Genomic DNA, 25,774 nt, shown 5'->3' with positions numbered 1-25,774 from the left:
TTCAGCACGCCTCCGGCCTGCTGTTTCATCGTTCGGGCGAGGGTCCGTGCCGGGATGGGCACGGGCCCTTCTCGCTGTCGGGGCGCCTCCGGCGCGGTCCGGGAATGCGCGACGCCTTGCGAGATGTTCATCATTCAACTAAATTGATTCCAGAACACTCGCCCGGAGGTGGCTTCCATGCCCGCAGTGACCGTCGACAACCCGCTGACCCTGCCCAAGGTCGCCGCTTCCGGCGATGCCGCGGCCCGCCCCGTGGTCGCCGTCACGACCGCGCCGAGCGGATTCGAGGGCGAGGGCTTCCCGGTGCGCCGGGCGTTCGCCGGGATCAACTACCGGCACCTCGACCCGTTCATCATGATGGACCAGATGGGTGAGGTGGAGTACGCCGCCGGAGAGCCGAAGGGCACCCCCTGGCACCCGCACCGCGGCTTCGAGACCGTCACGTACCTGATCGACGGGACCTTCATCCACCAGGACTCCAACGGTGGCGGCGGCACCATCGAGAACGGCGACACCCAGTGGATGACCGCCGGGTCGGGCCTGCTGCACATCGAGGCCCCGCCGGAGTCGCTCGTCATGTCCGGCGGGCTCTTCCACGGCCTCCAGCTCTGGGTGAACCTGCCCAAGGCCGACAAGATGATGAACCCGCGCTACCAGGACATCCGCGGCGGCGAGGTCCAGCTCCTGGCCTCTCCCGACGGCGGCGCGCTGCTCCGGGTCATCGCCGGTGAGCTCGACGGCCACGAGGGCCCCGGCATCACCCACACCCCGATCACGATGATCCACGCCACCGTCCGGCCCGGCGCCGAGGTGACCCTGCCCTGGCGCGAGGACTTCAACGGTGTCGCGTACGTCCTGGCCGGCCGCGGCACGGTCGGCGCGGAGCGCCGCCCCATCACGATGGGCCAGACCGCGGTGTTCGGCGCCGGCGGCTCGCTGACCGTCCGCGCCGACGAGCGGCAGGACGGCAACACCCCGGACCTGGAGGTCGTCCTCCTCGGCGGCCGCCCGATCCGGGAGCCGATGGCGCACTACGGACCGTTCGTGATGAACAGTCAGGCCGAGCTGAAGCAGGCCTTCGAGGACTTCCAGGCCGGCCGCCTGGGCACGGTCCCGGCGGTCCACGGCATGTGATCCGCCCCGCCGCTCCCGCCTGGTGACGCCCCGTCACCCGTACGGGGGCGGCGGACGGGACAGCGGGCGTGCGCCGTGATCGGGTGGGGAGGGTGCCCGCACCCAAGCCCCTGCTGCCCGAGAGCGCCCGCCGCGCGGCCGCCTGGTGCGGAGTCGTCCTGCTCGTCGTGGGCGTCGCCGCCGTCGCGGTCTGGCTGGTCGTCGCCCTCAAGACCGCGGTCACCCCGGTGCTGCTGGCCCTGCTCGGCACCGCGCTGCTCGGCCCCGTGCACCGCCGGCTCATCGCGCTCCGCCTCAACCGCTCGCTGGCCGCGGGCCTCACCTGCGCGGCCCTCGTCGCGGTGGTCGGCGGCGCCGGATACATCGTGGTCACCGCCCTCGTCGACTCCGGCGACCAGATCGTCGCCTCGCTGAAGGACGCCGGCCAGTGGGTCGTCGACCATCTGGACATCGCCGGGGCCACGGACGTCGACGACCTGGCCGACAACGCGAAGAACCTGGTCGAGAAGTTCGGGGCGAGCGCGGCGGGCGGGCTGCTCAGCGGCATCAGCCTGATCGGTTCGCTGGTGGCGACCAGCGTGCTGGCCCTGCTGCTCACCTTCTTCTTCCTGCGCGACTCGGACCGGGCCGTGAGCCTGGCCCACGCGGTGGCCCCGCGCGGCACCGGCGACCTGGTGGAGGCCATGGGCCGCCGGGCGTTCGAGGCCGTCGAGGGCTTCATGCGCGGCACCACGTTCATCGCCCTGATCGACGCCGTGTGCATCACGGTGGGCCTGCTGATCCTGGACGTCCCGGGGGCGGTGGGGCTCGGCGCGCTGGTCTTCGTCGGCGCGTACATCCCCTACCTCGGGGCGTTCCTCTCCGGCGCGGTGGCGGTGCTGGTCGCCCTGGCCGACCGGGGGTTCGTGATCGCGCTGTGGGCCCTGGGGGTGGTCCTCGCGGTCCAGGTGCTGGAGGGCCATGTGCTCCAGCCGATGATCCAGAGCCGTACGGTCCAGATGCACCCCGCCATGATCATGATCGCCCTGACGGCGGGCGCGAGCGTGGCGGGCCTGCTGGGCATGCTCCTGGCCGTCCCCCTGTGCGCGGCGGCCTTCGGCGTCCTGGGCGAACTACGCAGACCCAGCCCGTCCGGCGCTTGAGGACGGAACCGTCACGGGGTCGGCCCCGAGCACGCGGAGCGCCGGGCCCCGGGGCCCACCCGCTCAAGAACCCCCCGCCCCAGCCGCCTCGTACAGCTCGAACCAGATCGACTTCCCCTCCCCCCGAGGATCCACCCCCCACACATCCGCCAGCATCTCCATCAGCACAAGCCCCCGCCCGCTGGACGCCATCTCCCCCGGCCTCCGCTTGTGCGGCAGTTCGTCACTGGCGTCGGCGACCTCGACACGCAGCCGCCGCGCCCCCCGCTCACCGGAGACCTCCGCCACCATCAGCGCGTCCCCGTCCGTGTGGACGAGCACATTGGTGGCCATCTCGGAGACCATCAGGACCGCCGAGTCGACCTGCTCCGGATCGCTCCAGTCGTGCAGCAGCTCACGCACCAGCTGGCGGCCGACCGAGATCCGCTCGGGCTCGGCCTGCGCGATGGTCAGGACGCTGCGGCGCGGCGGCGTCTCCGGCGCCGGGGCGCTCTCCCGCCGCAGCACCAGGACCGCGATGTCGTCCTCCCGCCGGTCCGCGAGCGGCCCCGTCGTGTAGTGCGAGGTGGGCCCGTGCACGGCCTGGACCAGGGCGTCGGCCAGCTGCTCCAGGTCCTCGACGGGCCGCTCCAGGACGGGCTGCAGCCGGGTCCAGCCGGTGGCCATGTCGTGCCCGCCGGTCTCGATGAGGCCGTCCGTGCACAGCATGATCGTCTCGCCGGGTTCCAGGACCACCCGGGTGGTGGGGTAGTCGGAGTCCGTCTCGATCCCGAGCGGCAGCCCGCCCGCCGTCTGCCGGATCACCGCGGTCCCGTCGGCGCTGATCACCACCGGGTCGGGGTGGCCCGCACGGGCGATGTCCAGCGTCCCGGCCTCCGGGTCCACCTCCGCGTACAGACAGGTCGCGAAGCGCGGCGCCGGCGGCTCCGCGTCGCCCTCGACGCTCTCGTACGCGTCGGTGAGCCCGGACAGGAAGCGTGAGGCCCGGGAGAGCACCGCGTCCGGGCGGTGCCCCTCTGAGGCGTAGGCGCGCAGGGCGATACGGAGCTGGCCCATCAGCCCGGCGGCCCGCACGTCGTGGCCCTGGACATCGCCGATGACCAGGGCGATCCGGCCGTTGGGCAGCGGGATCATGTCGTACCAGTCGCCGCCCACCTGGAGCCCGCCGCCGGTCGGCACGTACCGCGCGGCCACCGTCATCCCGGGGATGTCCGGGCCCAGCGTCGGCATCATCGAGCGCTGGAGCCCGAGCGACAGCTCGCGTTCCGTCTCGGCCACCCCGGCCCGGGCCAGCGCCTGCGCGAGCATCCGGGCGACCGTCGAGAGCACCGCGCGCTCGTCCGGGGAGAACCCCACCGGATGCCGGAATCCGGCCATCCAGGCGCCCATCGTGCGGCCGGAGGAGACCAGCGGCAGGAACGCCCAGGACTGCCGCCCGAAGCGCCGGGCGAGCGGCCAGGTGGCCGGGTAGCGGCGGCGGTACTCCTCGGGGGAGGGGAGGTAGATCGCGCGTCCGGTGCGGACGACCTCGGCGGCCGGGTAGTCGGTCTCCAGGGGCATGTCCGTGAAGGGCTCCTCGTCGCCCATGGTGTGCCCGTGGTGCCCGATGATCGTCAGCCGCTCCCCGACGGAGCCGAAGACCGCGAGGCCGTCCGGGGAGAAGCCGGGCATCGACAGCGATCCGGCGACCCGCAGCACCTCCGCGGTGGACCGGGCCTCGGCCAGCGCGCGCCCGGCGTCCAGCAGGAACGCCTCCCGGGACCGCCGCCAGTCCCCGGTGATCGGCGTGTGGGCGGAGTCGGTGGAGCCGGGCTGTGGCTCGGCGACCTCCTGGAGCGTGCCGATGAGGACGTAGTTCCCGGCCTCCCGGTCCGGCGGGAAGACCGGCTTGGAGCGGCTGCGCACGGTACGGAGGACCTTCCCGCGCTCGTCCACGATCCGCAGCCGCGCCTCGGCGAGGCTGCCTTCGGCGACCGCGAGGTTCACCACCCCGTAGATCTCGTTCCAGTCGACCGGGTGGAAACGGGAGCGCACCGCCGCTTCCCGGTAGCTGCCGGGCTCGGGCGGCAGGCCGAGCAGCCGGGCCGCCTCCGCGTCGAGCGTGACCGTGCCGACTGCGTTGTCCCAGCGCCACAGGCCCGTCGCGATCGCGGCCAGGACTTCCTCGGTGCGCATTGCCCCACTTTAGGAAGGTCTGCTCGGCGGACGCCACCGAGGAGCGGCCACCTGCCCCGGCGGCCGGGCGGGTGCGGAGGCGGCAAGCGAAATGAAGCGTCCCGGTCCCGGACGGTAGCCTGGGGAGGCTCCTTTCACCCCAACCGCGAAGACTGGATGAACGACGATGCATCGGTACAGGTCCCACACCTGCGGCGAGCTCCGCGCCTCTGACGTCGGTACCGACGTCCGGCTGAGCGGCTGGCTGCACAATCGCCGAGACCTGGGTGGCATCCTCTTCATCGATCTGCGCGACCACTACGGTCTGGTGCAGCTCGTCGCCCGCCCCGGCACGCCCGGCAACGAGGCCCTGGCGAAGCTCACCAAGGAGACTGTCGTCCGGATCGACGGCAAGGTGTCCGCGCGCGGTGCCGACAACGTCAACCCGGAGCTGCCGACCGGTGAGATCGAGATCGAGGTCACCGAGGTCGAGGTGCTCGGCGAGGCCGGCCCGCTGCCGTTCACGATCAACACCGAGGACGGCGTCAACGAGGAGCGGCGCCTGGAGTACCGCTTCCTCGACCTGCGCCGCGAGCGCATGCACCGCAACATCATGCTGCGCTCGGCCGTGATCGCCTCCATCCGCTCCAAGATGGTGGCCCTCGGCTTCAACGAGATGGCGACCCCGATCCTCACCGCGACCTCCCCCGAGGGCGCCCGTGACTTCGTCGTCCCGTCCCGCCTGAACCCCGGCAAGTTCTACGCGCTGCCGCAGGCCCCGCAGCAGTTCAAGCAGCTGCTGATGATCTCGGGCTTCGACCGCTACTTCCAGATCGCGCCGTGCTTCCGCGACGAGGACGCCCGCGCGGACCGTTCGCCGGGCGAGTTCTACCAGCTCGACGTCGAGATGTCCTTCGTCGAGCAGGAGGACGTCTTCCAGCCGATCGAGAAGCTGATGACCGAGCTCTTCACCGAGTTCGGCAACGGCCGTGAGGTCACCTCGCCGTTCCCGCGCATCCCGTTCCGCGAGTCGATGCTGAAGTATGGCAACGACAAGCCGGACCTGCGCGCCAAGCTGGAGCTCGTCGACATCTCGGACGTCTTCGCCGACTCCGGGTTCAAGGCGTTCGCCGGCAAGCACGTACGCGCGCTGCCGGTCCCGGACACCGCGGGCCAGTCCCGGAAGTTCTTCGACGGCCTCGGTGAGTACGCCGTCGAGCACGGCGCCAAGGGCCTGGCCTGGGTGCGGGTGGGCGAGGACGGCACGCTGGCCGGTCCGATCGCCAAGTTCCTCACCGAGACCGACGTCAAGACGCTCACCGAGCGGCTCTCGCTGGTCCCGGGCCACGCGGTCTTCTTCGGTGCGGGCGAGTTCGACGAGGTCTCCAAGATCATGTCGGCCGTCCGGGTCGAGGCCGCCAAGCGCGCCGGCCACTTCGAGGAGGGCGTCTTCCGGTTCTGCTGGATCGTCGACTTCCCGATGTACGAGAAGGACGAGGAGACCGGCAAGATCGACTTCTCGCACAACCCCTTCTCGATGCCCCAGGGCGGTCTGGCCGACCTGGAGGAGAAGGACCCGCTGGACATCCTCGCCTGGCAGTACGACATCGTCTGCAACGGCATCGAGCTGTCCTCGGGCGCCATCCGTAACCACGAGCCCGAGCTGATGCTCAAGGCCTTCGAGATCGCCGGGTACGACCGCGAGACTGTCGAGCACGAGTTCGCGGGCATGCTCCGCGCGTTCCGTCTCGGCGCCCCGCCGCACGGTGGCATCGCCCCGGGCGTCGACCGCATCGTGATGCTGCTCGCCGACGAGCCGAACATCCGCGAGACGATCGCCTTCCCGCTCAACGGCAACGCCCAGGACCTGATGATGGGCGCCCCGACCGTGCTGGACGAGACGCGGCTGCGCGAGCTGAACATCCAGCTGCGCAAGCCGGTCGCCGCGAAGGGCGCATCGGAGAAGCCCGCCGCGGAGTAGTGGTCCGCGCGGGACCGACGGTCCGGACGGTCCCGCTCTGCGGATGTTTCACGTGAAACAGCCCCCGATCACCCGATCGGGGGCTGTTTCGTTGCACGCGGCCCGGAGCCGATGACGGCCGGGCGACGCGGTACAGCCGGATGGCCCCGGATCGGATTCGGCCGGGCCGGGCCCGGCAAGGACTGGCACCGAGACACCCCTCCCGCAGCCCGTCCTGCCGCGCCGCGCCGCCCGCCGCCATCCGAGGAGCCCACCGCCGTGTCCCTCCCCCGCCGCCCACCCGTTCTGCTCGCCGCACCGCTCCTCGTCCTGGCCCTGCTGCTCACCGGCTGCTCCTCCGACGCCGCTCCGGAGGAGACCCCGGTCGGCGTCCCGGGCCAGGGCGCCGCGGGCCCGCAGTCCGACGCCGCGTCCGCGCTCCGGGCCTCACCCGCCCCGACGCCCACCCCGAGCCCCGCCGAGATCCCCGACCTGGGGCCGGAGACCCTGGCCCAGATCCCCGCCGAGGCCCGGCAGGCCTTCGTGGTCACCGGCGAGGAGGCCGACTCCTACCGCTCCAGCGCGGTCCTGTACAGCCGCGCGGACCCGGCACAGGGCTGGGAGCCGGTCGCGGGGCCCTGGCCGGCCCACAACGGCATGGAGGGCTGGACGGACCACCACGTGGCGGGCGACCGGAGATCCCCCACGGGCGTCTACACCCTCACCGACGCCGGCGGCCGGCTCCCTGACCCGGGGGCCCTGCTCCCGTACGACGAACACCCACGGTTCGCGGTGGACGGCGAGGGCTTCTTCGGAGAGCCGCTGGAGGGTTCCTTCGACTACGTCGTCGCGATCAACTACAACCGCACGGAGGGCGTCAGCCCCCTGGACCGCACCCGCCCGCTCGGCCTCGAACGCGGCGGCGGCATCTGGATCCACGTCGACCACGGCGGCCCGACCCAGGGCTGCGTCTCCATCCCGGAGGAGCTGATGGAGGAACTCCTGCGCACCCTGGACCCGGCGATGAACCCGGTGATCGTGATGGGGGACGGGGAGACGCTGGGGCGGTGAGGGGATGATCGGGCTGACGGGCGGGGACCGCGTCCGTAGGCTGGAGGCATTTCCTGATGTCTCGGTGGTCATGCACAGGAGGAAGCCGCTGTGAGCGTGGTCGAGCGCCGCGTCCTGGCGCAGGACGTCTTCGAGGATCTGGCCCGTCATGCCATGCGGGTCGAGGAGGCGCCATGGCTGGAGTTTGTGCACGGGCAGATGGAAGTCAAGGCGCCGCCGGACGGGAATCGCGGGCGGATCATCGAGTGGCTGACACGCTTGTGCGTGCAGGTGGATCTGAACCGGTGGCTCTACGCCTACCAGCGGCTGCGAATCGAGAACGATCGCGAGGGCAATGCTCGCCCGGATGCTGCGCTCGCCCCGATCGACGCCTTCGTCGGCCAAGGCGAATGGGCCAACCCCGACGACGTCCTCATGGTCGTCGAGGTCACCTCGTACGACGAGGACACCGACCGCCGCGACCGCGTCGAGAAGCCGCGCGCGTACGCCGAGACCGGCATCCCCGTCTACCTGCTGATCGACCGGGACACCTGTGAGGTGAAGGTCCACTCGCAGCCCGACGGCGTGCGCTACGAGCAGGTCGTGACGGTGCCGTACGGCAAGACCGTCACGCTGCCGGACCCGGTCGGGATCGAGCTGGACACCGAGCCGCTCAAGAACTGGACACGCTGACCCGGCGCCGTACGCGAGGAGCCCGGGACCATGAACAGTGGTCCCGGGCTCCTCGCGTACGTACGTCGGCGGTTACGCCGGCTTCTCCTCCAGGCGCGGGAACAGCACCGCGCCCTTCGTCACCGTCGCGCCCGCGGGCAGGACGCCCCACGCGCCCGCGTCCTGGACCTTCTGGTCGGCCAGCGCGCCCAGGGACTCCTCGGCGCCCAGCGACTCCCACAGGCTCTGCGAGGTCTCCGGCATCACGGCGTTCAGCAGGACCGCCACACCGCGCAGCGACTCGGCGGCCGTGTACAGGATGGTCGCGAGGCGGGCCTGGCCCTCGGGAGTGGTGTCCTTGGCCACCTTCCACGGCTCCTGCTCCGTGATGTAGCCGTTGACCTGCTTCACGAAGTCGAAGACCGCCAGGATGCCGGCCTGGAAGTCCAGCTCCTCGCCGATCTTCCGGTCGGCGGTCGCGACGGCCTTCGCCAGGCCCTCCTGCACGGCCCGCTCCGCGTCGCCGACGGCCGTGGCCTCCGGCAGCGCGCCGCCGAAGTACTTGCCGACCATCGCCGCCACGCGCGAGGCGAGGTTGCCGTAGTCGTTGGCCAGCTCGGAGGTGTAGCGGGCGGTGAAGTCCTCCCAGGAGAACGACCCGTCGCTGCCGTACGCGATGGCCCGCAGGAAGTACCAGCGGTACGCGTCCACGCCGAAGTGCGAGGTCAGGTCCTGCGGCTTGATGCCGGTCAGGTTGGACTTCGACATCTTCTCGCCGCCGACCATCAGCCAGCCGTTGGCGACGACCTTGCCGGGCAGCGGCAGGCCCTGGGCCATCAGCATCGCGGGCCAGATCACCGAGTGGAAGCGGAGGATGTCCTTGCCGATCAGGTGCACGTTCGCCGGGAACGTACCGTCGAACTTCTCCTGGTTGGCGCCGTAGCCGACGGCCGTCGCGTAGTTGAGCAGCGCGTCGATCCACACGTAGATGACGTGCTTGTCGTCCCACGGCACCGGGACGCCCCAGTCGAAGGTCGAGCGCGAGATCGACAGGTCCTGCAGGCCCTGCTCGACGAAGTTCACGACCTCGTTGCGCGCCGACTCGGGCTGGATGAAGTCCGGGTTCGCCGCGTAGAACTCCAGCAGCTTCGGGCCGTACTCACTGAGCTTGAAGAAGTAGTTCTCCTCCTTGAGGAGCTCCACCGGCTTCTTGTGGATCGGGCAGAGCTTCTGACCGGCGAACTCGCCCTCGCCGTCGATCAGATCGCCGGGGAGCTTGTACTCTTCGCAGCCCACGCAGTACGGGCCCTCGTACCCGCCCTTGTAGATCTCGCCCTTGTCGTACAGGTCCTGCACGAACTCCTGCACACGGTCGGTGTGCCGCTTCTCCGTCGTCCGGATGAAGTCGTCGTTGGCGATGTTCAGATGCTCCCAGAGGGGCTTCCACGCCTCCTCGACGAGCTTGTCCGCCCAAGCCTGCGGAGTCACGTTGTTCGCCTCGGCCGTGCGCATGATCTTCTGACCGTGCTCGTCCGTGCCGGTGAGGTACCACACCTTCTCGCCGCGCTGGCGGTGCCAGCGCGTGAGCACGTCGCCTGCGACGGTCGTGTAGGCGTGGCCCAGGTGAGGAGCGTCGTTGACGTAGTAAATGGGGGTCGAGACGTAGTACGCCGTCGCCCCCTGCTTCTCGGATCCAGTGGCCGCCATGGTCGAAATCCTAACGGCCCGATCAAGATCCACTCACATCGATAGACGGTGGCCCCGCGCGCGGACGGAGCGAAGCCCTCCGGTGGAGAGCTTTGCGAAACATCCGTTCCCGTAATGGTTCCCGAAGGAAAGTCGCATCCTGGGAGGGAGCGGACAAGCGTGCACGAGGCAGGGGACAACACCATGCGGGTACTGGTCGCCGAGGACGAGGAGATCCTCGCGGAGCTGGTCGCCACCGGACTGCGCCGGGCCGGCTTCGCGGTCGACACGGTGTACAGCGGCGACGCCGCCCTCGCCTACCTCGGCCTGCACGACTACGACGTCGTCGTGCTCGACCGCGACCTCCCCCGGGTGCACGGCGACGACGTGGCCCGCCGTCTGGTCGCCTCCGGCTCCCGCACCCGGATCCTGATGCTCACCGCCTCCGGCGCCATGGAGGACCGGGTCGCCGGACTCGACCTGGGGGCCGACGACTACGTCAGCAAACCGTTCGAGTTCCCCGAGCTGGTCTCCCGGGTACGCGCCCTGCGCCGGCGCAGCGCCCGGCCCGTACCGCCCCAGCTGGAACGGCACGGCATCCGGCTCGACACCGTACGGCGTTCCGCGCTCCGCGACGGCCGGGACCTGGACCTCTCGCCGAAGGAGTTCACCGTGCTGCAACTGCTCCTGGAGGCCGACGGAGGCACGGTCAGCGCGGAAGAGCTGCTGGAGCGGGCCTGGGACGCCAACGCCGACCCGTTCACCGGGGCCGTACGCGTGTGCATGAGCAAGCTCCGCGCCAAACTCGGCGAGCCCGCGCTGATCCGCACCGTGCAGGGCGTCGGGTACGCCCTGTGAAGCGTTCGGTCCTGCGGCGGCTGGTGGACGCCTCGAAGCTGCCGCACACGACGATCCGGACCCGTATCGCCCTCGTGTACGGCGGTGTCTTCCTGGTGCTCGGCACCGCGCTGCTGGCCACCGTCAACCTGGCCTCCCGCGCCGGTACGGAAACGGATGCGCGGGCCATCGCCTCCTCGGCGGCCGTCGGACCGCCCGGCTACGTCATCGGCCCGCCCGGATACGTCGTCGCACCGCCCGGCCAGCTGGTGAACGGCCCCGTCATCAGCCGTGGCTCCGTCGCGTCCCCCACCGTCTACGAGATCACCGACCATGTCAGCGACGCGGCGGGCAAGCAGCTCATGAACTGGTCGTTCGCCGCGCTGCTCGTGATGACGGCGGGCGCGGTCGGGGTGGGCTGGTGGATAGCGGGCCGGGTGCTGCGGCCGGTCCACGCGATGACCGCGAAGGCCCGCAGGCTCAGCGAGCGGACCCTGCACGAGCGGATCGCGTCCAGCGGCCCCGACGACGAGCTGAAGGAGCTGGGCGAGACCCTGGACGCGCTGCTGGGCCGGCTGGAGAAGGCGTTCGACAGCCAGCGGAGGTTCATCGCGAACGCCTCCCACGAGCTGCGGACCCCGCTGGCCACCCAGCGCGCCGCGATCCAGGTCGGCCTGGACGACCCGTCCCCCGAGGACCTCGTCCGCACCCGGCAGACCCTGCTGGACACCAACCGGCGCAGCGAGCGGCTCATCGAGGGGCTGCTCGTGCTGGCCCGCAGCGAACGGGGGCTGGCCACGGACGAGCGCGAGTCGGTCCGCTTCGACCATGTGGTCAGGGAGGAGACGGCCCGGCATCCGGCGGTACGCGGCCCGATCGGCGGCACGGAGGAGCGGAGGGCGGACGGCGGGCCGGCGGTGAGGGTGACGGTGGCCGGCTGTTCCGTGCGCGGCAACCGGCTGCTGCTCGCCCAGCTGGTGGCGAACCTGCTGGCCAACGCGGTCACGTACAACGTGCCGGGCGGCTCGGTGGAGGTCTCGCTGAGCGGAGAGGGGGCCCTGCTGGTGCGCAACACCGGCCCGGTGGTCTCCGAGGCGGATATCGCGGGGTTCTTCGAGCCGTTCCGGCGGGGCGAGGGCCGCGACCGGATGGGTCCGGGGTCGGGCCTCGGTCTGTCGATCGTGCGGTCGATCGCGATGGCCCACGGCGGAACGGTCACGGCGAGACCGGGCCCCGAGGGCGGCGGTCTAGCCGTGACCGTACGGCTTCCGGTCGATCAGGCCTCGGAGCCGGCCGCGCGCGCGGCGGTCCAGTCCGGCAGCCCGGCGAGGATCTCCCGGTAGAGCTCGACGTCCGCGATCTCGCGGGGCGCCGGGCCGGCGTGGAAGAAGCCGGTGTTCGGGGCGTCGAGCTTCCGCAGGAAGTCGAAGCCCTTCGCGTCCTGCTCGCCGAAGGCGACGAACTGGAAGAACAGCGGCAGCCGCGCCGCCTCCGTGAGGGCCTGCCGGGCGGCCTGCTTGGCGTCCGGCGGGCCGTCCGTCTGGAAGATCACGAGAGCCGGACCGGTGGCCTCCGTCTTCTCGTAGTGCGCGACGATCTCCTCGACCGCGCGGTGGTAGTGCGTCCGGCCCAGCCGGCCGAGGCCCGCGTGCAGCTCGTCGACGCGGCCCTCGTGGCCGGAGAGCTCGATGGACCCGGTGCCGTCGATGTCGGTCGAGAAGAAGACGACCGGCACGGTGGCGTCCTCGTCCAGGTGCGCGGCGAGCGCGAGCGTCCGGTCGCCCAGGTGCTGGGCGCTGCCGTCCTTGTAGAACGGCCGCATCGAACCGGAGCGGTCGAGCACCAGGTAGACACGGGCGCGGAGCCCGGTCAGCCCGTGTGCCTTGAGCGCCGCCTGCGCCGCCTTGTACGGGGCGACGAGCTGCGGAGCCTGCGACTTGACCCGCGCGAGGGTGGTGGCGGGCTTGCCGGGGGCGATGGCGGCGGCCGGGGCGGTGGAGGCCTCGGGGGCTTCTTCGGTCGCGGTCGGCTCCGGGGCGGCGGGGGCGACAGTGGCCGCGGGGGTCTCTTCCGCGACCGCCGGTGCCGCTGAGGCTTCGGGGGCCTTGGGAGCCTCGGAGGTCTCGGAGGCCTCGGGGGTCTCGGAGGCGGCCTGAGGCGCCTTCGGTGCGGCCTCGGGAGCGGTCTCCGGAACCTCCGCTGCTGCCGGTGCGGCTTCCGCAGCCGGCTCCTGCGTGGTCTCCGGCGCCTGCGCGGCCTCCGCTGCCGGCTCCGGCTGGGCCTCCGGCTCCGGGGTCTCGTCGAGGTCGAGGTCGATCGTGATCGGCTCCGGAGCCGATACGGGCTCCTCGGCCTCGACCGGCTCCACGACGGCAACCGGCTCTTCCGCAGCCACGGGCTTCTCGGCGGTCACCGGCTCGTCGGCGGCCGCAGGCTCCGGCTCCGCGGGCTTCTCCGCCTGCGGGGTCTCCTTCGCGCTCTCCTTCGCGGTCTCCTCCGGGGCCGACGCCTGCGCCGGGACGGTCGGCGACGGCTTGGCGGCAGTGGCCGCCTTGTCGAAGGCCTCCGCCACCAGGTCGGCGGCCTTCGAACCGTCACGCTCCGTGGACTCGCCGGAGTCCGTGGACGGCGCGTCGGCGGAGGACGGGGCGGAGGACGCGGGCGAGGCGGGCGCCGGGATCGACGCCTTCGGCTCCGCGGCGGGCTCGGCCGCCGAAGTGGTCTCCGGCTCCGTCTCCTTGGGCTGAGTGCGCTCGGCCTGGGGCGGGACGGTGGCCGTGGTCGGCTCGTCCTGCTCCGTGCGGCCGAACACCTTACGCAGCAAGCTCCGAATGCCCATGAGCGAGGCCTTTCGCATGAGTTGGGTGCGGGGAATGTCCGACCTGGGCGAATTCATCCCTGGCCAGGACGGATACGTAAGGTTAGCGGCCGGATCCGGCCGTTCGCCGGTGCGGCCCACCGCTGCGTCAACCGAGCCGAAACCGTTCCCTGACCGAGTCCCCGACGGTGTCCACCGCCGACCCTCAAGGGCACAGCGGTGTCCCGGACTTCACCCGCCGTTCACCGGGAGTCCCTCGGACCGCGTGGAGGCGCACCTACCGTCACGCACGACACCAGACGGAGGGAATCCACGTGCGCAACCTGCTGCCGTTCATCAGCTCGCATCCCGGTGGGCGTTCCGCGCTGACCTGCCGCTTCCGCTGCGGCGACGCCTGCTTCAAGGAGACGCCCAACACCAGCGACAACGAGTACGCCGGTGACATCATCGCCGGAGCCGTGTCGCGCCGCTCGATGATGCGCGCCGCCGCCGTGGTCACCGTCGCCTCCGCCGCCGGTGCCGCCGCCCTGACCGGCCCGAGCGCCCCGCAGGCCGAGGCCGCCGTGCTCGCCGGACACGGCAACAAACCGGGCCACCCCCATAAACCGGCCCCGTCCGGAGCGCGGGGCCTGCGGTTCTCGCCGGTCGCCCCCAACAAGGACGACAAGGTCACGGTCCCCGACGGGTACGCCCAGAACGTGGTGATCCGCTGGGGCGAGCCGATCCTGCGCGGCGCGCCCGCCTTCAACCCGGACCAGCAGACGGCGAAGGCGCAGGCGGGCCAGTTCGGCTACAACAACGACTTCCTCTCCCTGCTCCCGCTGCGCGGTGAGCGCGGGCGGCAGGTGATGGTCGCGAACCATGAGTACACGGACGAGATCCTCATGTTCCGCGGCTACGATCCGGCCAACCCGACCCGCGAACAGGTGGAGATCGCCTGGGCGGCGCACGGACTCTCCGTGGTCGTCGTCCAGGAGGAGCACCGCACCGGAAAGCTGGGCCCGGTCAACCGGCACCCGCTGAACCGCCGCCTGACCGCGACGAGCGAGTTCCGGGTGACGGGCCCCGCCGCGGGCAGCCCGCTGCTGCGGACGTCCGCCGACCGCACGGGCCGCAAGGTGCTCGGCACCCTCAACAACTGTGCGGGCGGCACCACTCCGTGGGGCACGACGCTGCACGGCGAGGAGAACTTCAACCAGTACTTCGCCAACGGCAACACCGACATGCACAAGCGGTACGGGATCGGCACCGGCGCCACCGAGCGCAAGTGGGAGCGGTTCGACCGGCGGTTCGACCTGGCGAAGGAGCCCAACGAGGCCAACCGCTTCGGCTGGGTCGTCGAACTCGACCCGTACGACCCGGACTCCACCCCGCGCAAGCGGACCGCGCTGGGCCGGTTCAAGCACGAGGCGGCGCAGCCCCGGCTCACCTCCGACGGCCGCCCGGTCGTCTACATGGGCGACGACGAGAAGTTCGACTACCTCTACAAGTTCGTCTCCAGCAGGCGGATGAAGAAGGGCAACTCGCGGGCCGCACGCGAGCACAACCTGACGCTGCTGGACGAGGGCACGCTGTACGTCGCCAAGCTGACGGGCGACTCGCCGGTCACCGAGATCGACGGCACCGGAAAGCTGCCGAACGACGGGGAGTTCGACGGCAGCGGCGTCTGGATCCCGCTGGCCACCGGCACCACCTCGCACGTGCCGGGCATGACCGCCGACGAGGTGTACGTCTACACCCGGCTCGCCGGTGACAAGGTCGGCGCGACCAAGATGGACCGCCCCGAGGACGTCGAGCCCTCGCCGCGCACCGGCCGGGTCTATGTGGCGCTCACCAACAACTCGGACCGCGGCAAGGAGGGCAAGGCCGTGGCGGACGAGGCGAACCCGCGCAACGCCAACAAGCACGGTCAGATCCTGGAGCTCGCGGAGAACTGGGACGACCCGGCGGGCGACGGCTTCGCCTGGCGGCTGTTCCTCGTGGCGGGCGACCCGGAGGACCCGTCGACGTACTTCTCCGGCTTCCCCAAGGAGCGGGTCAGCCCCATCTCCTGCCCGGACAACGTGGCGTTCGACGCCCACGGCAACCTGTGGATCTCCACGGACGGCAACGCGCTCGGCTCGCACGACGGGCTGTTCGGCGTGGCGACCCACGGTGACCGGCGCGGTGAACTGAAGCAGTTCCTGACCGTGCCGACCGGGGCCGAGACCTGTGGCCCGGTCATCCAGGACCGCCGTGTCCTGGTCGCGGTCCAGCACCCGGGCGAGATCGACGGGGCCTCCGTGGAGAAGCCGGCGAGCGTCTGGCCCGACGGACCGGGCAGGATCGTCCGTCCCTCGGTCGTCGCCGTCTGGCGCAAGGACGGGCGCGACATCGGCGTGTGAGCCCCGGCCGGATGCCGGATGCCGGATGCGGGCGGCGGGTGGGGGCTTTATCGGCTCCCGCCCGCCGCCCGGTCCGCATTACAGTCGGACCCATGGTTTCCGGTGACGCGCCGCAGGCGGAGGGAAGCGTCCGGGTCGACGTGTGGATCTGGTCGGTCCGGCTGACGAAGACCCGTGCTCAGGCGGCCGCCGCCTGCCGGGCGGGGCATGTGAGGGTCGGCGGCGATCGGGCCAAGCCCGCACAGGCCGTACGCGTCGGCGACGAGGTGCGGCTCCGGCACGCGGGGCGGGACCGGGTGGTCGTCGTCTCGAAGATCGTCAAGAAGCGGGTCGGCCCGCCGGTGGCCGTGGAGTGCTTCGTCGACAACAGCCCGCCCCCGCCGCCCCGCGAGATCGCGATCCAGGTTCCGGTACGGGACCGGGGCGCGGGCCGTCCGACCAAGCGCGACCGCCGGGAGATGGAACGCCTTCAGGGGCGCCCGCCGGAGAGCTGACGCGCACCGTCCGGTGTTTCACGTGAAACACCGGACGGCGGTCACCACGAGCACGCTTCGGGCCGTGGAGCCGCCGGCCCGGTCGGTCCTGGTTCAGTTCTGGGTTCAGGGCTGGTTCAGCTCTGGTAGCCCTCGACCTCGTCGGCGGGGCGGACCTTCGCCGTCGAGGGGTCCTCGCCGTACTCGCTGAGCGCCCGCCGCCGGCGCAGCAGGTCCCAGCACTGGTCGAGCTGGACCTCCACCGCCCGCAGCCGGGCCTTCTCGTCCGTGGACAGGCCCATCTTCGCCACGGAGCGGTCGCGCAGGTCGCGCTCCTCGGAGACCAGCTCGTCGATGTTCTCGAAGATGTCTTGGTCGGCCATGACGCCTCTTTCGGGTCGCGGTGGCGGTCGTCGCCCGGTGACGGTCGTCGCCCGATGACGGCCACGGATCCCACTCTCACCCGGTCACCGCCTCATCGCACGTCGGCCGAGGACGTCCTGTTCCGCAGGAGCACCCGCGCCGAAACCGCCCCCACCAGCAGCACCGCGCCGACCGCCAGCACCACCCACACCGTGGTCCGCAGCGAGTTGGTCAGGGCGTCGAAGACCGCGGCGGCCGTGTCCCGGTCGCTGCCCGGCACCTCGTCCAGCACCCGGCTGCGGCCGACCGCGACCAGCACCCGGAGCAGGACCGCGCCGAGCACGAACCCGGCGCCCACGATCGCGGTGGCCCACAGCCCGGCCCGCAGCCCACGCCGTACGGTCGCGATACCCACCACCAGGACGAGCAGGACCAGCGTCGCGACCGCCGGCCAGATGCTGCAGGAGCGAAGCCACCGGAACGAGTCCCTGAGGTCGTCGGCCTGACCGGGGCCGAGCACGGTGATCTCCGTCCGCTCGACCGGGATCCGATCCGCGAACGGCACCCCGTCATCGACCAGATCCTGTTTGACCTGCTCGATCACCGGGGCCAGATCGATCGTCACGGCCTCGCCGCTGTCGCCGTCCAGGGCTGCCTCCACCGCCTGGTGCGCGGCCCGGTTCGCGGTGTCCCAGGCCTGCTGGAAGGCCTCGGTGGAGGTGAAGGACCGCACGGACTCGTGCAGGAACTCCCGGACCGTGTCCTGGAGCGGGCCGAGATCGATCTGCCGCATCGCCTCCTCGGTGACCAGGTCCGCGACGGTGGTCCGCACCGCCGGGTCCGAGGCGAGCGGGGAGACGGCGGCGACGTACCGGTCGGTGTCGTCGATCTCCAGGTCGACCCAGGCGGAGAGCGCGCCGAACGGTACGAGGACGGCGAGCAGGACGAGCAGGAGCGCCGAGAAGGCCGCCGAGGCCGCCGAGATCGACGAGGTCGCCGAGGTCGCCGAAGCCGAGGTCGCCGAGGGAGAGGTCCGCACTCCTCCAGGGAATCCCGTCCGGAGCCGGGCCGCCCCGGGCCGTACGCCATTCGAGTTGCCGGGTCGCGCGGGCGGGTGTGCTCTGGAGGAACGGGGGCGTGCGACGGGGGCGACGGAAGGAGCTGTCCGCGATGGCCACACACGCAGCCATGCCCGGCCGAAGGGGCGCCCGCGCGCATGCGCGCACCCGCCACCACTCCCAGCTCGCCTGGGCCCTGCCCCTGGTGCTCGGCGTGATCTACGGGTTCTACGCGGCGTTCATCCGCCGCGACGGCGGCCCCAGCACCGGCGGGCAGGTCCTGCTCGGGTTCGTCTCCGGTATCGCCCTGGCGGCCCTCTGCTTCGCGCTGGGCCGGATCCAGCACTCACTGCCGCGCGAACTGCGGGCGGCCGCGTACGGTGCGCTGACCGCGTGTGCGATCGGCTTCCTGGTGAGCCTCACCGACACCAGCGTGCTGCGGTCGACCGCGCTGGGCCTGGCGGTCGGGGCGGGTGTCCTCGTCGTCTCGTTCTACCTCTTCTACACGCGGGAGACCTGAGGCCCGCCCGGCGTCCGGGCTCCCGCTGACCGCGTGCGCGGCCGCCAGATTCGATCTGGCGGCCGCGCCCCCGCGTCTGGCGCCCAAGAGGTGAGGGAGCGAAGCGGCCGGGCGCTTCCCGGCCCGGACGGGAGGTCCGGGAGGCGGCCCGGGACGCGGGAGGAGGAGCGGGCGATGACGACGGACGGTGTTCCGCTGCGGGTCGCGGTGATCATCGGCAGCACCCGCGAGGGCCGCATCGGCGATGCGGTCGGCCGCTGGTTCATGGAGCGGGCCCGGCACCGGAGCGAGCTGGACCTCGCCGTTCTGGATCTCGCCGATTTCGACTTCCCCGTGCACTACCCGGGGCGGGCGACCGAGCAGATGACGGAGTTCACCGAGGAGATCGCCAGGGCCGAGGCCTTCGTCGTGGTCACCCCGGAGTACAACCGCTCGTTCCCCGCCTCGCTGAAACAGGCCATCGACTTCGCGTACGAGGAGTGGCAGGCCAAGCCGGTCTCCTTCGTGAGCTACGGACACGGTTCCGCCGGGCTGTACGCCGTGGAGCAGCTGCGTTCGGTCTTCACCGAGCTGCACACGGTGACCCTGAGGAACGGGGTCGCGCTCGACTTCCTCCAGCAGCCGCTGGAGGGCCACCCCGGCGACACCGGCCGGGACCGGTCCGTGGGCCTGATGCTCGACCAGCTCGGCTGGTGGGGCTGGGCCCTGCGCGAGGCGCGCGCCGTCCGCCCGTACGTCTCGTGAGCCGCCGGGCCCGCCGCAGCTCGCAGACTCCCACCGACGACCCACAAGGAATGGATCATGAGCACTGAACTGGCCATCGAGACCACGGGGCTGGTGAAGGTCTTCGGCGACAACCGCGCGGTGGACGGCATCGACCTCGCCGTCCCCACCGGCACCGTCTACGGCGTCCTCGGACCCAACGGCGCCGGCAAGACCACCGCCGTCCGCATGCTCGCGACCCTGCTGCGCCCCGACGGAGGCACGGCCCGGGTGTTCGGCAAGGACGTCGTGAAGGACGCCGACGCGGTCCGCAGCCGGGTCAGCCTGACCGGGCAGTACGCCTCGGTGGACGAGGACCTCACCGGCTCGGAGAACCTCGTCCTGCTCGGCCGGCTGCTCGGGCACTCCAAGCCGGCGGCCCGCGACCGGGCGGCCCAGCTGCTCGACGGGTTCGGGCTGAGCGAAGCGGCGGGAAAGCAGGTGAAGAACTACTCGGGAGGCATGCGGCGGCGCATCGACATCGCCGCGTCCATCCTGAACACCCCGGACGTGCTGTTCCTGGACGAGCCGACCACCGGACTCGACCCCCGCAGCCGCAACCAGGTGTGGGACATCGTGCGGGCGGTCGTCGCCCTCGGCACCACGGTGCTGCTGACCACCCAGTATCTGGACGAGGCGGACCAACTGGCCTCCCGTATCGCGGTGATCGACCACGGCAAGGTCATCGCCGAGGGCACCAAGGGCGAGCTCAAGGCCTCCGTCGGCGCCGGCACCGTCCATCTGCGGCTGCGGGACGCCGGCCAGCGGGCCGAGGCCCAGCAGGTGCTGGCGCTCGTGCTGAACGCGGAGGTCCAGCTGGACGCGGACCCGGTGGCGCTGACCGCCCGGGTCGACGGACAGCGCACCGAGCAGGGCGCGGCGGAACAGGCCGGGCGCGCCCTGGCCGAGCTGGCCCGGTCCGGCATCACGGTCGACAACTTCTCGCTGGGACAGCCCAGCCTCGACGAGGTCTTCCTCGCACTCACGGACAAGAAGGGAGTGGCGGCATGAGCACCGCGACCGCCAAGACGGAGCTGGAGGGCGCCGAGCTCGCCGCGCCGGACCGGGAACGCCTCGCGGAGCTTCTGGTGGGCCACGAGCGCCCGCCGAGGCCCAGCGCGCTGTCGGCTTCGGTGACCTTCGGCTGGCGCGCCATGCTGAAGATCAAGCATGTGCCGGATCAGCTCTTCGACGTGACGGCATTCCCGATCATGCTGGTCCTGATGTACACGTATCTCTTCGGAGGGGCGCTGGCCGGCTCCACCGAGGAGTACATCCAGTTCCTGCTGCCCGGCATCATGGTGATGAGCGTCGTGATGATCACGATGTACACGGGCATCGCTGTGAACACGGACATCGCCAAGGGCGTCTTCGACCGGTTCCGCACGTTGCCGATCTGGCGGCCCGCCCCGATGGTCGGCTATCTGCTCGGCGACGTCCTGCGCTATCTGCTGGCGTCGGCGGTGATGCTCACCATCGGCATGATCATCGGGTTCCGGCCGGAGGGCGGCGTGCTCGGCGTGCTGGCGGGCGTCGCTCTGCTGGTGGTGTTCTCGTTCGGGTTCTCCTGGATCTGGACCATGTTCGGGCTGCTGCTGCGCTCCGAGAAGTCGGTGATGGGCGTCAGCATGATGGTGATCTTCCCGCTGACCTTTCTCAGCAATGTCTTCGTCGACCCGAAGACGATGCCGGGCTGGCTCCAGGCCTTCGTGAACAACAGCCCGGTCACCCACCTCGCCACGGCGGTGCGCGAGCTGATGGCGGGCAACTGGCCGGCCGCCGACATCGCCTGGTCGCTGGGCTGGGCCGGGGTGCTCATGACGGTCTTCGGCGTGGTGACGATGCGGCTCTACAACCGGAAGTGACCGACGGCGGCCCCCCGCGCGCCGGGCATCCTTGACCTTCCCCGCAGGGGAAGCCCCAGCATCGGTGGGGCCGGGCGGGAAGCGCCCGGTACGAGGAGGTACGGGGTGGAACGCGAAGGCCGCGCGGTGGGCGCCGCGAGCGGGGAGCTGGTGACGATCGGGGAGTTCGCCCGGCTGTCCCGGCTCTCCGCCAAGGCGCTCCGGCGCTACGACGAGCTGGGCCTGCTCCGGCCCGCCCTGGTCGACCCGGTGAACGGCTACCGGTACTACGACCCGGCGCAGGCGGAGGAGGCCCGGCTCGTGGCGTGGCTGCGCAGGATCGGCATGCCGCTGAGCCGGATCGGCCGGGTCGTGGCGCTCGACGCGGGCGCCGCGGCGGTGGAGATCCGGGCCTACTGGGCGCGGGTGGAGGCCGAGACGGCGGCCCGGCGCGATCTGGCGATGTACCTCGTCGACCATCTGTCAGCGGAAGGCAAGGCCATGGCGCGGATACCGGGCAGCACAGGCGGCACAGGCAGCACAGGCAGCACAGGCAACGCGGGCAACGCGGGGAGCGCGGGACGTGCGGGAGCGGGGCCTCTCGCGATCCGGTGTGCCGCGCTGACCGATACGGGAGTGGTGCGTACGGCGAACCAGGACGCGGCGTTCGCGGGGCCACGGCTGCTGGCGGTCGCCGACGGTTTCGGGGAGGGCGGGGCCGAGGCGAGTGCGGCGGCGATCGAGGCGCTCAAGCCCTCCGCGTGGGGCTCCGGGGGCGGTGCGCCCTCTGCCGCGGATCTGCTGAACGCCCTGGAGGACACGGCGGATTCCGCTTCGCGGGCGGTCCGGGAGGCGGTCGCGTCCTGTGCGGCTCCGGACGGTTCGGGGACCACGCTCACCGCGATGCTGTGGACCGGGTCGCGGCTCGGGCTCGTCCACATCGGGGACTCGCGGGCGTATCTGCTGCGGGGCGGTGAGCTGTTCCGGATCACGCACGACCACAGCCTGGTCCAGTCGATGATCGACGACGGTTCGCTGAGCCGGGAGGAGGCCGCTTCCCACCCGCAGCGCGCGCTGCTGCTGAAGGCCCTGGTCGGCGAGGCGCGGTCCGCCCAGGTCGCGGTGGCGTCCCGTCCGGACGTCCGCTTGCGGGAGGTGCTGGCCGGGGACCGCTATCTGCTCTGCTCGGACGGTCTGTCGGCGGTGGTGGACGAGGCGGATCTGAGGGCGGCGGTCGTCGCGGCGGACGGTCCGGAGGAGGCCGTACGCGGGCTGGTCGGCCTGGCCCGCGAGGCGGGCGGGCCCGACAACGTGGCGTGTGCCGTCGCCGACGTCGTCGTCGAGGAGCAGGAGCAGGAGTAGGAGAAGCGGCCCGGGTCAGAGGCGCCAGTCGGGGGAGTGTTCGGGGCGGTAGGCACAGGTGGTCCCGGTCGTCACGGAGGCCTTCAGATGGGCCGCCAGCGCGGGGTGCAGGGTCTCCAGCTTGCGCAGGGTGTCGCGGATCCGGGCGGTGACCGTCTTGCGGGCCCGCTCGGTCTGGTCGCCCAGTCGCCGGGTCCGGCCGCCCAGCCCGGCCGCGGTGCGGAGCTCGTCGAGCAGGGCCTGCCGCTCCCGGTCGTACGTCTCGACCTGCCGGGTGTCGTCCCGGGCGGCGGCTCGGTCTATCTCGGCGTCCAGCCGGGCCAGGCGTTCCTTGTAGCGGCGCTTGGCCTCCTCGTCGAGCACCGGGTCGCCGCCGAGCTGCCCGGCGGCGACGACGAGCTCCCCGCCCTCGGGCGCGAGGAGCCGGACCGCCGGGACGTCGGCGCCGGGCAGCCCCAGCAGACTGTGCAGGTCCCGCAGCCCCTTGGCGTCCGGGACATGGACGGTCACCCCGTCCCACCGCAGCTGCCAGACCGGCCCGTTCCGCCGGAACTCGGAGGCGCCGGGAGCGGCGGAGTCGTCGGTACCGGGATCGGCGGTGGCGTCGGGGACGGCGACGGTGCGAGGTGCGGTGGGCGGGGCCGTACGGAGGGCCGAGGCCTCGGCCTCCAGGTGGATCAGGTCCAACTCGCCCGCCTCCCGGATCACTTCGCCGAGCAGCCGCCGAGCCCGCCCCGCGTCACCGCCACCTTCCGCACCGCTGCCCGCGTCACCGCCGCCCTCCGCACCGCTGCCCGCCGCACCGGAGCGGGCGAGCAGGGCGCGGGCCAGGCCGAGCCGGGCGCGTACGGCCCAGGGGCGGGCGCCGAGGCGGTCCGCGGAGGCGGCGGCCTCGGTGAGCGCCGCCACCGCCGCGTCCTGGTCGTCGCGCGCGGCGGCGAGCAACCCGAGCCAGAGGTCGACGGGGCCGCCGATGTCGCACCCGTACAGCGAGACGATCCACTGGCCCGTGTACGGGGTCAGCTCGTCCTCCGCGCGGGCGATGAGGCGCCGGTCGCCCGTCACCGCGGCCGTCTGCGCCAGCAGCCGGAGCCAGAGCGGCATGAACGCCCGCGGATAGGGGCCGTCGCGGTCCGTCTGTTCGGCGATCAGGCGCAGCGCAGGCGTCGCGTCGCCCTGCTCCACGGCCGTGACCGACTCCAGCAGCCCGGGGTAGGGGTACCCGGAGGCCGGAAGCCTGCCGAGGACCTCCTCGGCCTCGGCGAAGTGCCCCCGCAGCAGATGCAGCGCCCACCGCAGGTGGTGCCCCATGAAGCCGAAGGCCGCGTGGTCGTTGTTCTCCGGGTCGAGTGCCTCGTCCTGGAGCGCGGTGGCCGCCTCGGCGAACCGGCCCTGCAAGGAGGCGATCAGACTGGTGTCGACGGCGATGCCCAGGGCGAACCGGGGCAGCTCGGTCTGCTCGGCGAGCCGGACGAACGTACGGAACTGGTCGATGAAGGCCGGGTCGCCCAGCTCCAGCAGCGCCACCCAGCGCATCGACGTCGCGTGCAGCTCCATGTCCTGGTGCCGGGTGCGCCGGCCGATGACGGTCATCTCGTCGGTCAGCTCGATCCGCTCCACCGCCGAGCCGAGGCCCCACACGGAGTCGTGGCGCGCCCAGAGCGAGAAGGCGAGCGCCTCGTCGTCCGAGCCGCCCCGGGCCAGCGCCATGATGTGGATGGCCAGCTCCTGGGCGAGCCGGTCGTCGGAGAGGCTCTCCTGGCCCTCCTTGCCGGTGAGCCCGCGGTGCGCCCCGAGGAGGAGGTCCCTCGTGGAGGCGTCGTGGCCGCCGCCCATGGAGCCGTCGCGGTAGAGGGTGATCGCCACCCGGGCCAGCAGCTCCGGGTCGTCCAGCTCCCGGGTCCGGGCGACCGCCCCGTCCAGCAGCCGCTGCGCCTCGGCGCCCTCCCCCGCGTGCCGGAGCTGCCCGGCGAGGTCGAGGCCGATCAGCGCGGCCCGCCGGAGGTCCGGATCCTCGCCGGAGGCCACCGCGAGGGCGCGGCGGTAGTGGCCGGCGGCCTCCTCCTCGGCCAGGCGTCCCGAGGCGTCCCGGGCGGCCGCCAGCAGCAGGTCGATCCGGCGGTCGCGCTCCAGCGCCCCGCCCGCGAGGTGGGCGTGCCGGGCCAGCTCGCCGGGCCCCACCGCGTCACCGATGCCGCCGTGCGCGTCCAGGGCCCGTACGGCGGCGGCATGGGCCTCGCGGGCCCCGGCCTCGTCCAGCGAGGCGTACAGCGTCTCGCGCAGCAGGTCGTGGGCGAAGGCGTACTGGCCGGAGGGGCGGGGAACGACGACCCGGGCGACGACGGCCGACTCCAGCAGCCGCTCCACATGGGGGACCGGCGCACCGTGCACCACGGCCAGGACCTGCCGGCGGAACTCCCGGCCGAGCAGGGCGGCGCTGGTCAGCAGCGAGACGACCGGCTCGGGCAGCAGGGCGAGCCGCTGCCGGACCGCTTCCCGTACCCCGGGCGGAATGGTGGAGACCGGGGCCCCGCTGTGCCAGAGCCGGGCGGTCTGCTCGACGAAGAAGGGGTTGCCGCCGGTGCGCCGGTGGACCTCGTCGACCAGCTGCGGTGCGGGCTCGCGGCCGGTCGTCACCGTCATCAGCGCGCCCACCTCGTCCCGGCCGAGGCCGGTCAGCGTGAGCGTCGCGGCGGCGCGCGAGACCAGCGGCAGGATCAGCTGCTGGAGCGGGTGTCCGGGGGCCTCCACCTCGACGTCCCGGTAGGTGCCGATCAGCAGCAGCCGCTCGAACCAGGCGTGCTGGGCGGCGAATTCGAGCAGCCGCAGCGAGGCCGGGTCGGAGCTGTGCAGATCGTCCAGGACGACCACCAGCGGCCGGCTCTGGGAGACCGTGACGAGGGCCGTGGTCACCGCGTCGAACAGCCCGAAGGCCTCGGGCCCCTCCGGCGCACCGCCGCCCGGAAAGCCGCCGCCCGGGGAGCCGTGCCCGGGCGAACCGTCGCCCGGCGGGCTCGTGCCCGTCGCCGTGCCGGGCTCGCCGCCCTGGGCCGCACCGGAGTCCGGGCCCCCGGCCGCCGCTCCCGGGGCCGACAGTGTGCTGGGCCCAGGGCCGTCCGAGCCGCCCGTGACGACCTTGGCCGGATCGCCGAGGAGCACGGCGAGCCGGCCGTCCGACGCCTCCTGGGCCGCCGTCCATTCCGCCGCCGTGGCGGACCGGCGCAGACCGCGCAGGACCTGCACCCAGGGCCAGTAGCCCGGGGTGGTGTCGGAGTCCCAGCAGGAACCGCCGACCACCAGCGCCCCGCGCCGCCGCGCCTCGTGCGCGGCGTCGGTGACCAGCGTGCTCTTGCCGATCCCGGCCTCGCCGGTGACCAGCACGAGACCGCCGTGGCTGTCCGTGGCCCGGGCGATCTCCGAGCGGAGTACGCCGACGGGGTGGTCGCGCCCGAAGAGAGCAGGGGTCATGACCACACGATAGGAGCAGCCACTGACAACGGCCCCTTGTTTCTCCGCGAGCAGCCGTGACCTGCATCGAGCCCCTCTGCGAGCCTC

At 72.2% G+C, this 25,774-nt stretch carries 20 protein-coding genes; 14 read left to right on the top strand and 6 right to left on the bottom strand.

Annotation, left to right across the window (positions count from 1 at the left end):
* Positions 1-177: 177 nt before the first annotated feature.
* On the top strand, positions 178-1,134 hold the full coding sequence (locus tag KV381_RS17640; RefSeq protein ID WP_218785639.1) for a pirin family protein: 957 nt from the start codon (positions 178-180) through the stop codon (positions 1,132-1,134).
* A 92-nt stretch (positions 1,135-1,226) separates the two neighbouring features.
* Entirely contained in the window at positions 1,227-2,276 is a 1,050-nt protein-coding gene (locus tag KV381_RS17635) for an AI-2E family transporter (RefSeq protein WP_030626615.1), read from the top strand.
* A gap of 63 nt (positions 2,277-2,339) precedes the next feature.
* Here KV381_RS17635 and KV381_RS17630 read toward each other — a convergent pair whose 3' ends face one another.
* Positions 2,340-4,451, bottom strand: coding sequence for a SpoIIE family protein phosphatase (locus tag KV381_RS17630; protein ID WP_030077034.1), 2,112 nt, complete (start codon positions 4,449-4,451; stop codon positions 2,340-2,342).
* A 166-nt stretch (positions 4,452-4,617) separates the two neighbouring features.
* Between KV381_RS17630 and aspS the strand changes: the two genes are divergently transcribed.
* The 3 genes from aspS to KV381_RS17615 all read left to right on the top strand — a co-directional run bounded on the left by aspS (position 4,618) and on the right by KV381_RS17615 (position 8,133).
* Complete coding sequence (gene aspS / locus KV381_RS17625; RefSeq protein ID WP_030077033.1) at positions 4,618-6,411, top strand: aspartate--tRNA ligase; 1,794 nt, start codon at positions 4,618-4,620, stop codon at positions 6,409-6,411.
* A 258-nt stretch (positions 6,412-6,669) separates the two neighbouring features.
* Complete coding sequence (locus KV381_RS17620; protein WP_218785637.1) at positions 6,670-7,461, top strand: L,D-transpeptidase family protein; 792 nt, start codon at positions 6,670-6,672, stop codon at positions 7,459-7,461.
* A 153-nt stretch (positions 7,462-7,614) separates the two neighbouring features.
* The gene (locus KV381_RS17615; protein ID WP_218787245.1) at positions 7,615-8,133 is read left to right on the top strand and encodes a Uma2 family endonuclease; all 519 of its coding nucleotides are present in this window, start codon (positions 7,615-7,617) and stop codon (positions 8,131-8,133) included.
* A 72-nt stretch (positions 8,134-8,205) separates the two neighbouring features.
* On the opposite strand, the gene metG is transcribed toward KV381_RS17615, so the two are convergent.
* Positions 8,206-9,819, bottom strand: coding sequence for a methionine--tRNA ligase (gene metG, locus KV381_RS17610; RefSeq protein WP_030077027.1), 1,614 nt, complete (start codon positions 9,817-9,819; stop codon positions 8,206-8,208).
* Positions 9,820-10,002: 183 nt separating this feature from the next.
* Between metG and KV381_RS17605 the strand changes: the two genes are divergently transcribed.
* Together KV381_RS17605 and KV381_RS17600 are read left to right on the top strand one after the other, a co-directional pair.
* Positions 10,003-10,656, top strand: a complete 654-nt coding sequence (locus KV381_RS17605) for a response regulator transcription factor (protein WP_024263690.1) — start codon at positions 10,003-10,005, stop codon at positions 10,654-10,656.
* Positions 10,653-11,978 (top strand): HAMP domain-containing sensor histidine kinase, encoded by a 1,326-nt coding sequence (locus KV381_RS17600; RefSeq protein WP_218785635.1) that lies wholly within the window; start codon positions 10,653-10,655, stop codon positions 11,976-11,978. Before KV381_RS17605 ends, KV381_RS17600 begins: the two co-directional genes overlap by 4 nt.
* Here KV381_RS17600 and KV381_RS17595 read toward each other — a convergent pair.
* Positions 11,912-13,474 (bottom strand): VWA domain-containing protein, encoded by a 1,563-nt coding sequence (locus KV381_RS17595; protein WP_218785633.1) that lies wholly within the window; start codon positions 13,472-13,474, stop codon positions 11,912-11,914. The genes KV381_RS17600 and KV381_RS17595 overlap by 67 nt on opposite strands.
* A gap of 293 nt (positions 13,475-13,767) precedes the next feature.
* On the opposite strand from KV381_RS17595, the gene KV381_RS17590 reads away from it, so the two are divergent.
* Together KV381_RS17590 and KV381_RS17585 are read left to right on the top strand one after the other, a co-directional pair.
* Positions 13,768-15,837, top strand: a complete 2,070-nt coding sequence (locus KV381_RS17590; RefSeq protein WP_218785631.1) for a PhoX family phosphatase — start codon at positions 13,768-13,770, stop codon at positions 15,835-15,837.
* A 92-nt stretch (positions 15,838-15,929) separates the two neighbouring features.
* On the top strand, positions 15,930-16,331 hold the full coding sequence (locus tag KV381_RS17585) for an RNA-binding S4 domain-containing protein (protein WP_030077017.1): 402 nt from the start codon (positions 15,930-15,932) through the stop codon (positions 16,329-16,331).
* A 116-nt stretch (positions 16,332-16,447) separates the two neighbouring features.
* Here KV381_RS17585 and KV381_RS17580 read toward each other — a convergent pair whose 3' ends face one another.
* Both KV381_RS17580 and KV381_RS17575 read right to left on the bottom strand, forming a co-directional pair.
* The gene (locus KV381_RS17580) at positions 16,448-16,693 is read right to left on the bottom strand and encodes a DUF2630 family protein (protein WP_030077015.1); all 246 of its coding nucleotides are present in this window, start codon (positions 16,691-16,693) and stop codon (positions 16,448-16,450) included.
* 92 nt (positions 16,694-16,785) lie between these two features.
* Entirely contained in the window at positions 16,786-17,712 is a 927-nt protein-coding gene (locus tag KV381_RS17575) for a hypothetical protein (RefSeq protein ID WP_218785629.1), read from the bottom strand.
* 131 nt (positions 17,713-17,843) lie between these two features.
* Here KV381_RS17575 and KV381_RS17570 point away from each other — a divergent pair, with 131 nt between their 5' ends.
* The 5 genes from KV381_RS17570 to KV381_RS17550 all read left to right on the top strand — a co-directional run bounded on the left by KV381_RS17570 (position 17,844) and on the right by KV381_RS17550 (position 22,219).
* Positions 17,844-18,251, top strand: coding sequence for a hypothetical protein (locus KV381_RS17570; RefSeq protein ID WP_030626594.1), 408 nt, complete (start codon positions 17,844-17,846; stop codon positions 18,249-18,251).
* 174 nt (positions 18,252-18,425) lie between these two features.
* Positions 18,426-18,995 carry an NADPH-dependent FMN reductase gene (locus KV381_RS17565; RefSeq protein WP_030626591.1) on the top strand — a complete coding sequence of 190 codons (570 nt, stop codon included), beginning with the start codon at positions 18,426-18,428 and terminating at the stop codon, positions 18,993-18,995.
* 57 nt (positions 18,996-19,052) lie between these two features.
* Entirely contained in the window at positions 19,053-20,024 is a 972-nt protein-coding gene (locus KV381_RS17560; protein ID WP_030626589.1) for a daunorubicin resistance protein DrrA family ABC transporter ATP-binding protein, read from the top strand.
* Positions 20,021-20,878, top strand: a complete 858-nt coding sequence (locus KV381_RS17555) for an ABC transporter permease (protein ID WP_030077004.1) — start codon at positions 20,021-20,023, stop codon at positions 20,876-20,878. Before KV381_RS17560 ends, KV381_RS17555 begins: the two co-directional genes overlap by 4 nt.
* Positions 20,879-20,983: 105 nt before the next feature.
* A complete protein-coding gene (locus tag KV381_RS17550; protein ID WP_218785628.1) occupies positions 20,984-22,219 on the top strand; it encodes a MerR family transcriptional regulator in 1,236 nt (411 codons plus the stop codon).
* Between the two features lie 15 nt (positions 22,220-22,234).
* Here KV381_RS17550 and KV381_RS17545 read toward each other — a convergent pair whose 3' ends face one another.
* Positions 22,235-25,687, bottom strand: coding sequence for an AAA family ATPase (locus tag KV381_RS17545; RefSeq protein ID WP_218785626.1), 3,453 nt, complete (start codon positions 25,685-25,687; stop codon positions 22,235-22,237).
* Positions 25,688-25,774 lie beyond the last annotated feature (87 nt).

The organism is Streptomyces sp. WY228, assembly GCF_019287315.1.
GTDB lineage: Bacteria > Actinomycetota > Actinomycetes > Streptomycetales > Streptomycetaceae > Streptomyces > Streptomyces caviscabies.
This window is presented reverse-complemented; position numbering and strand designations above follow the sequence as displayed.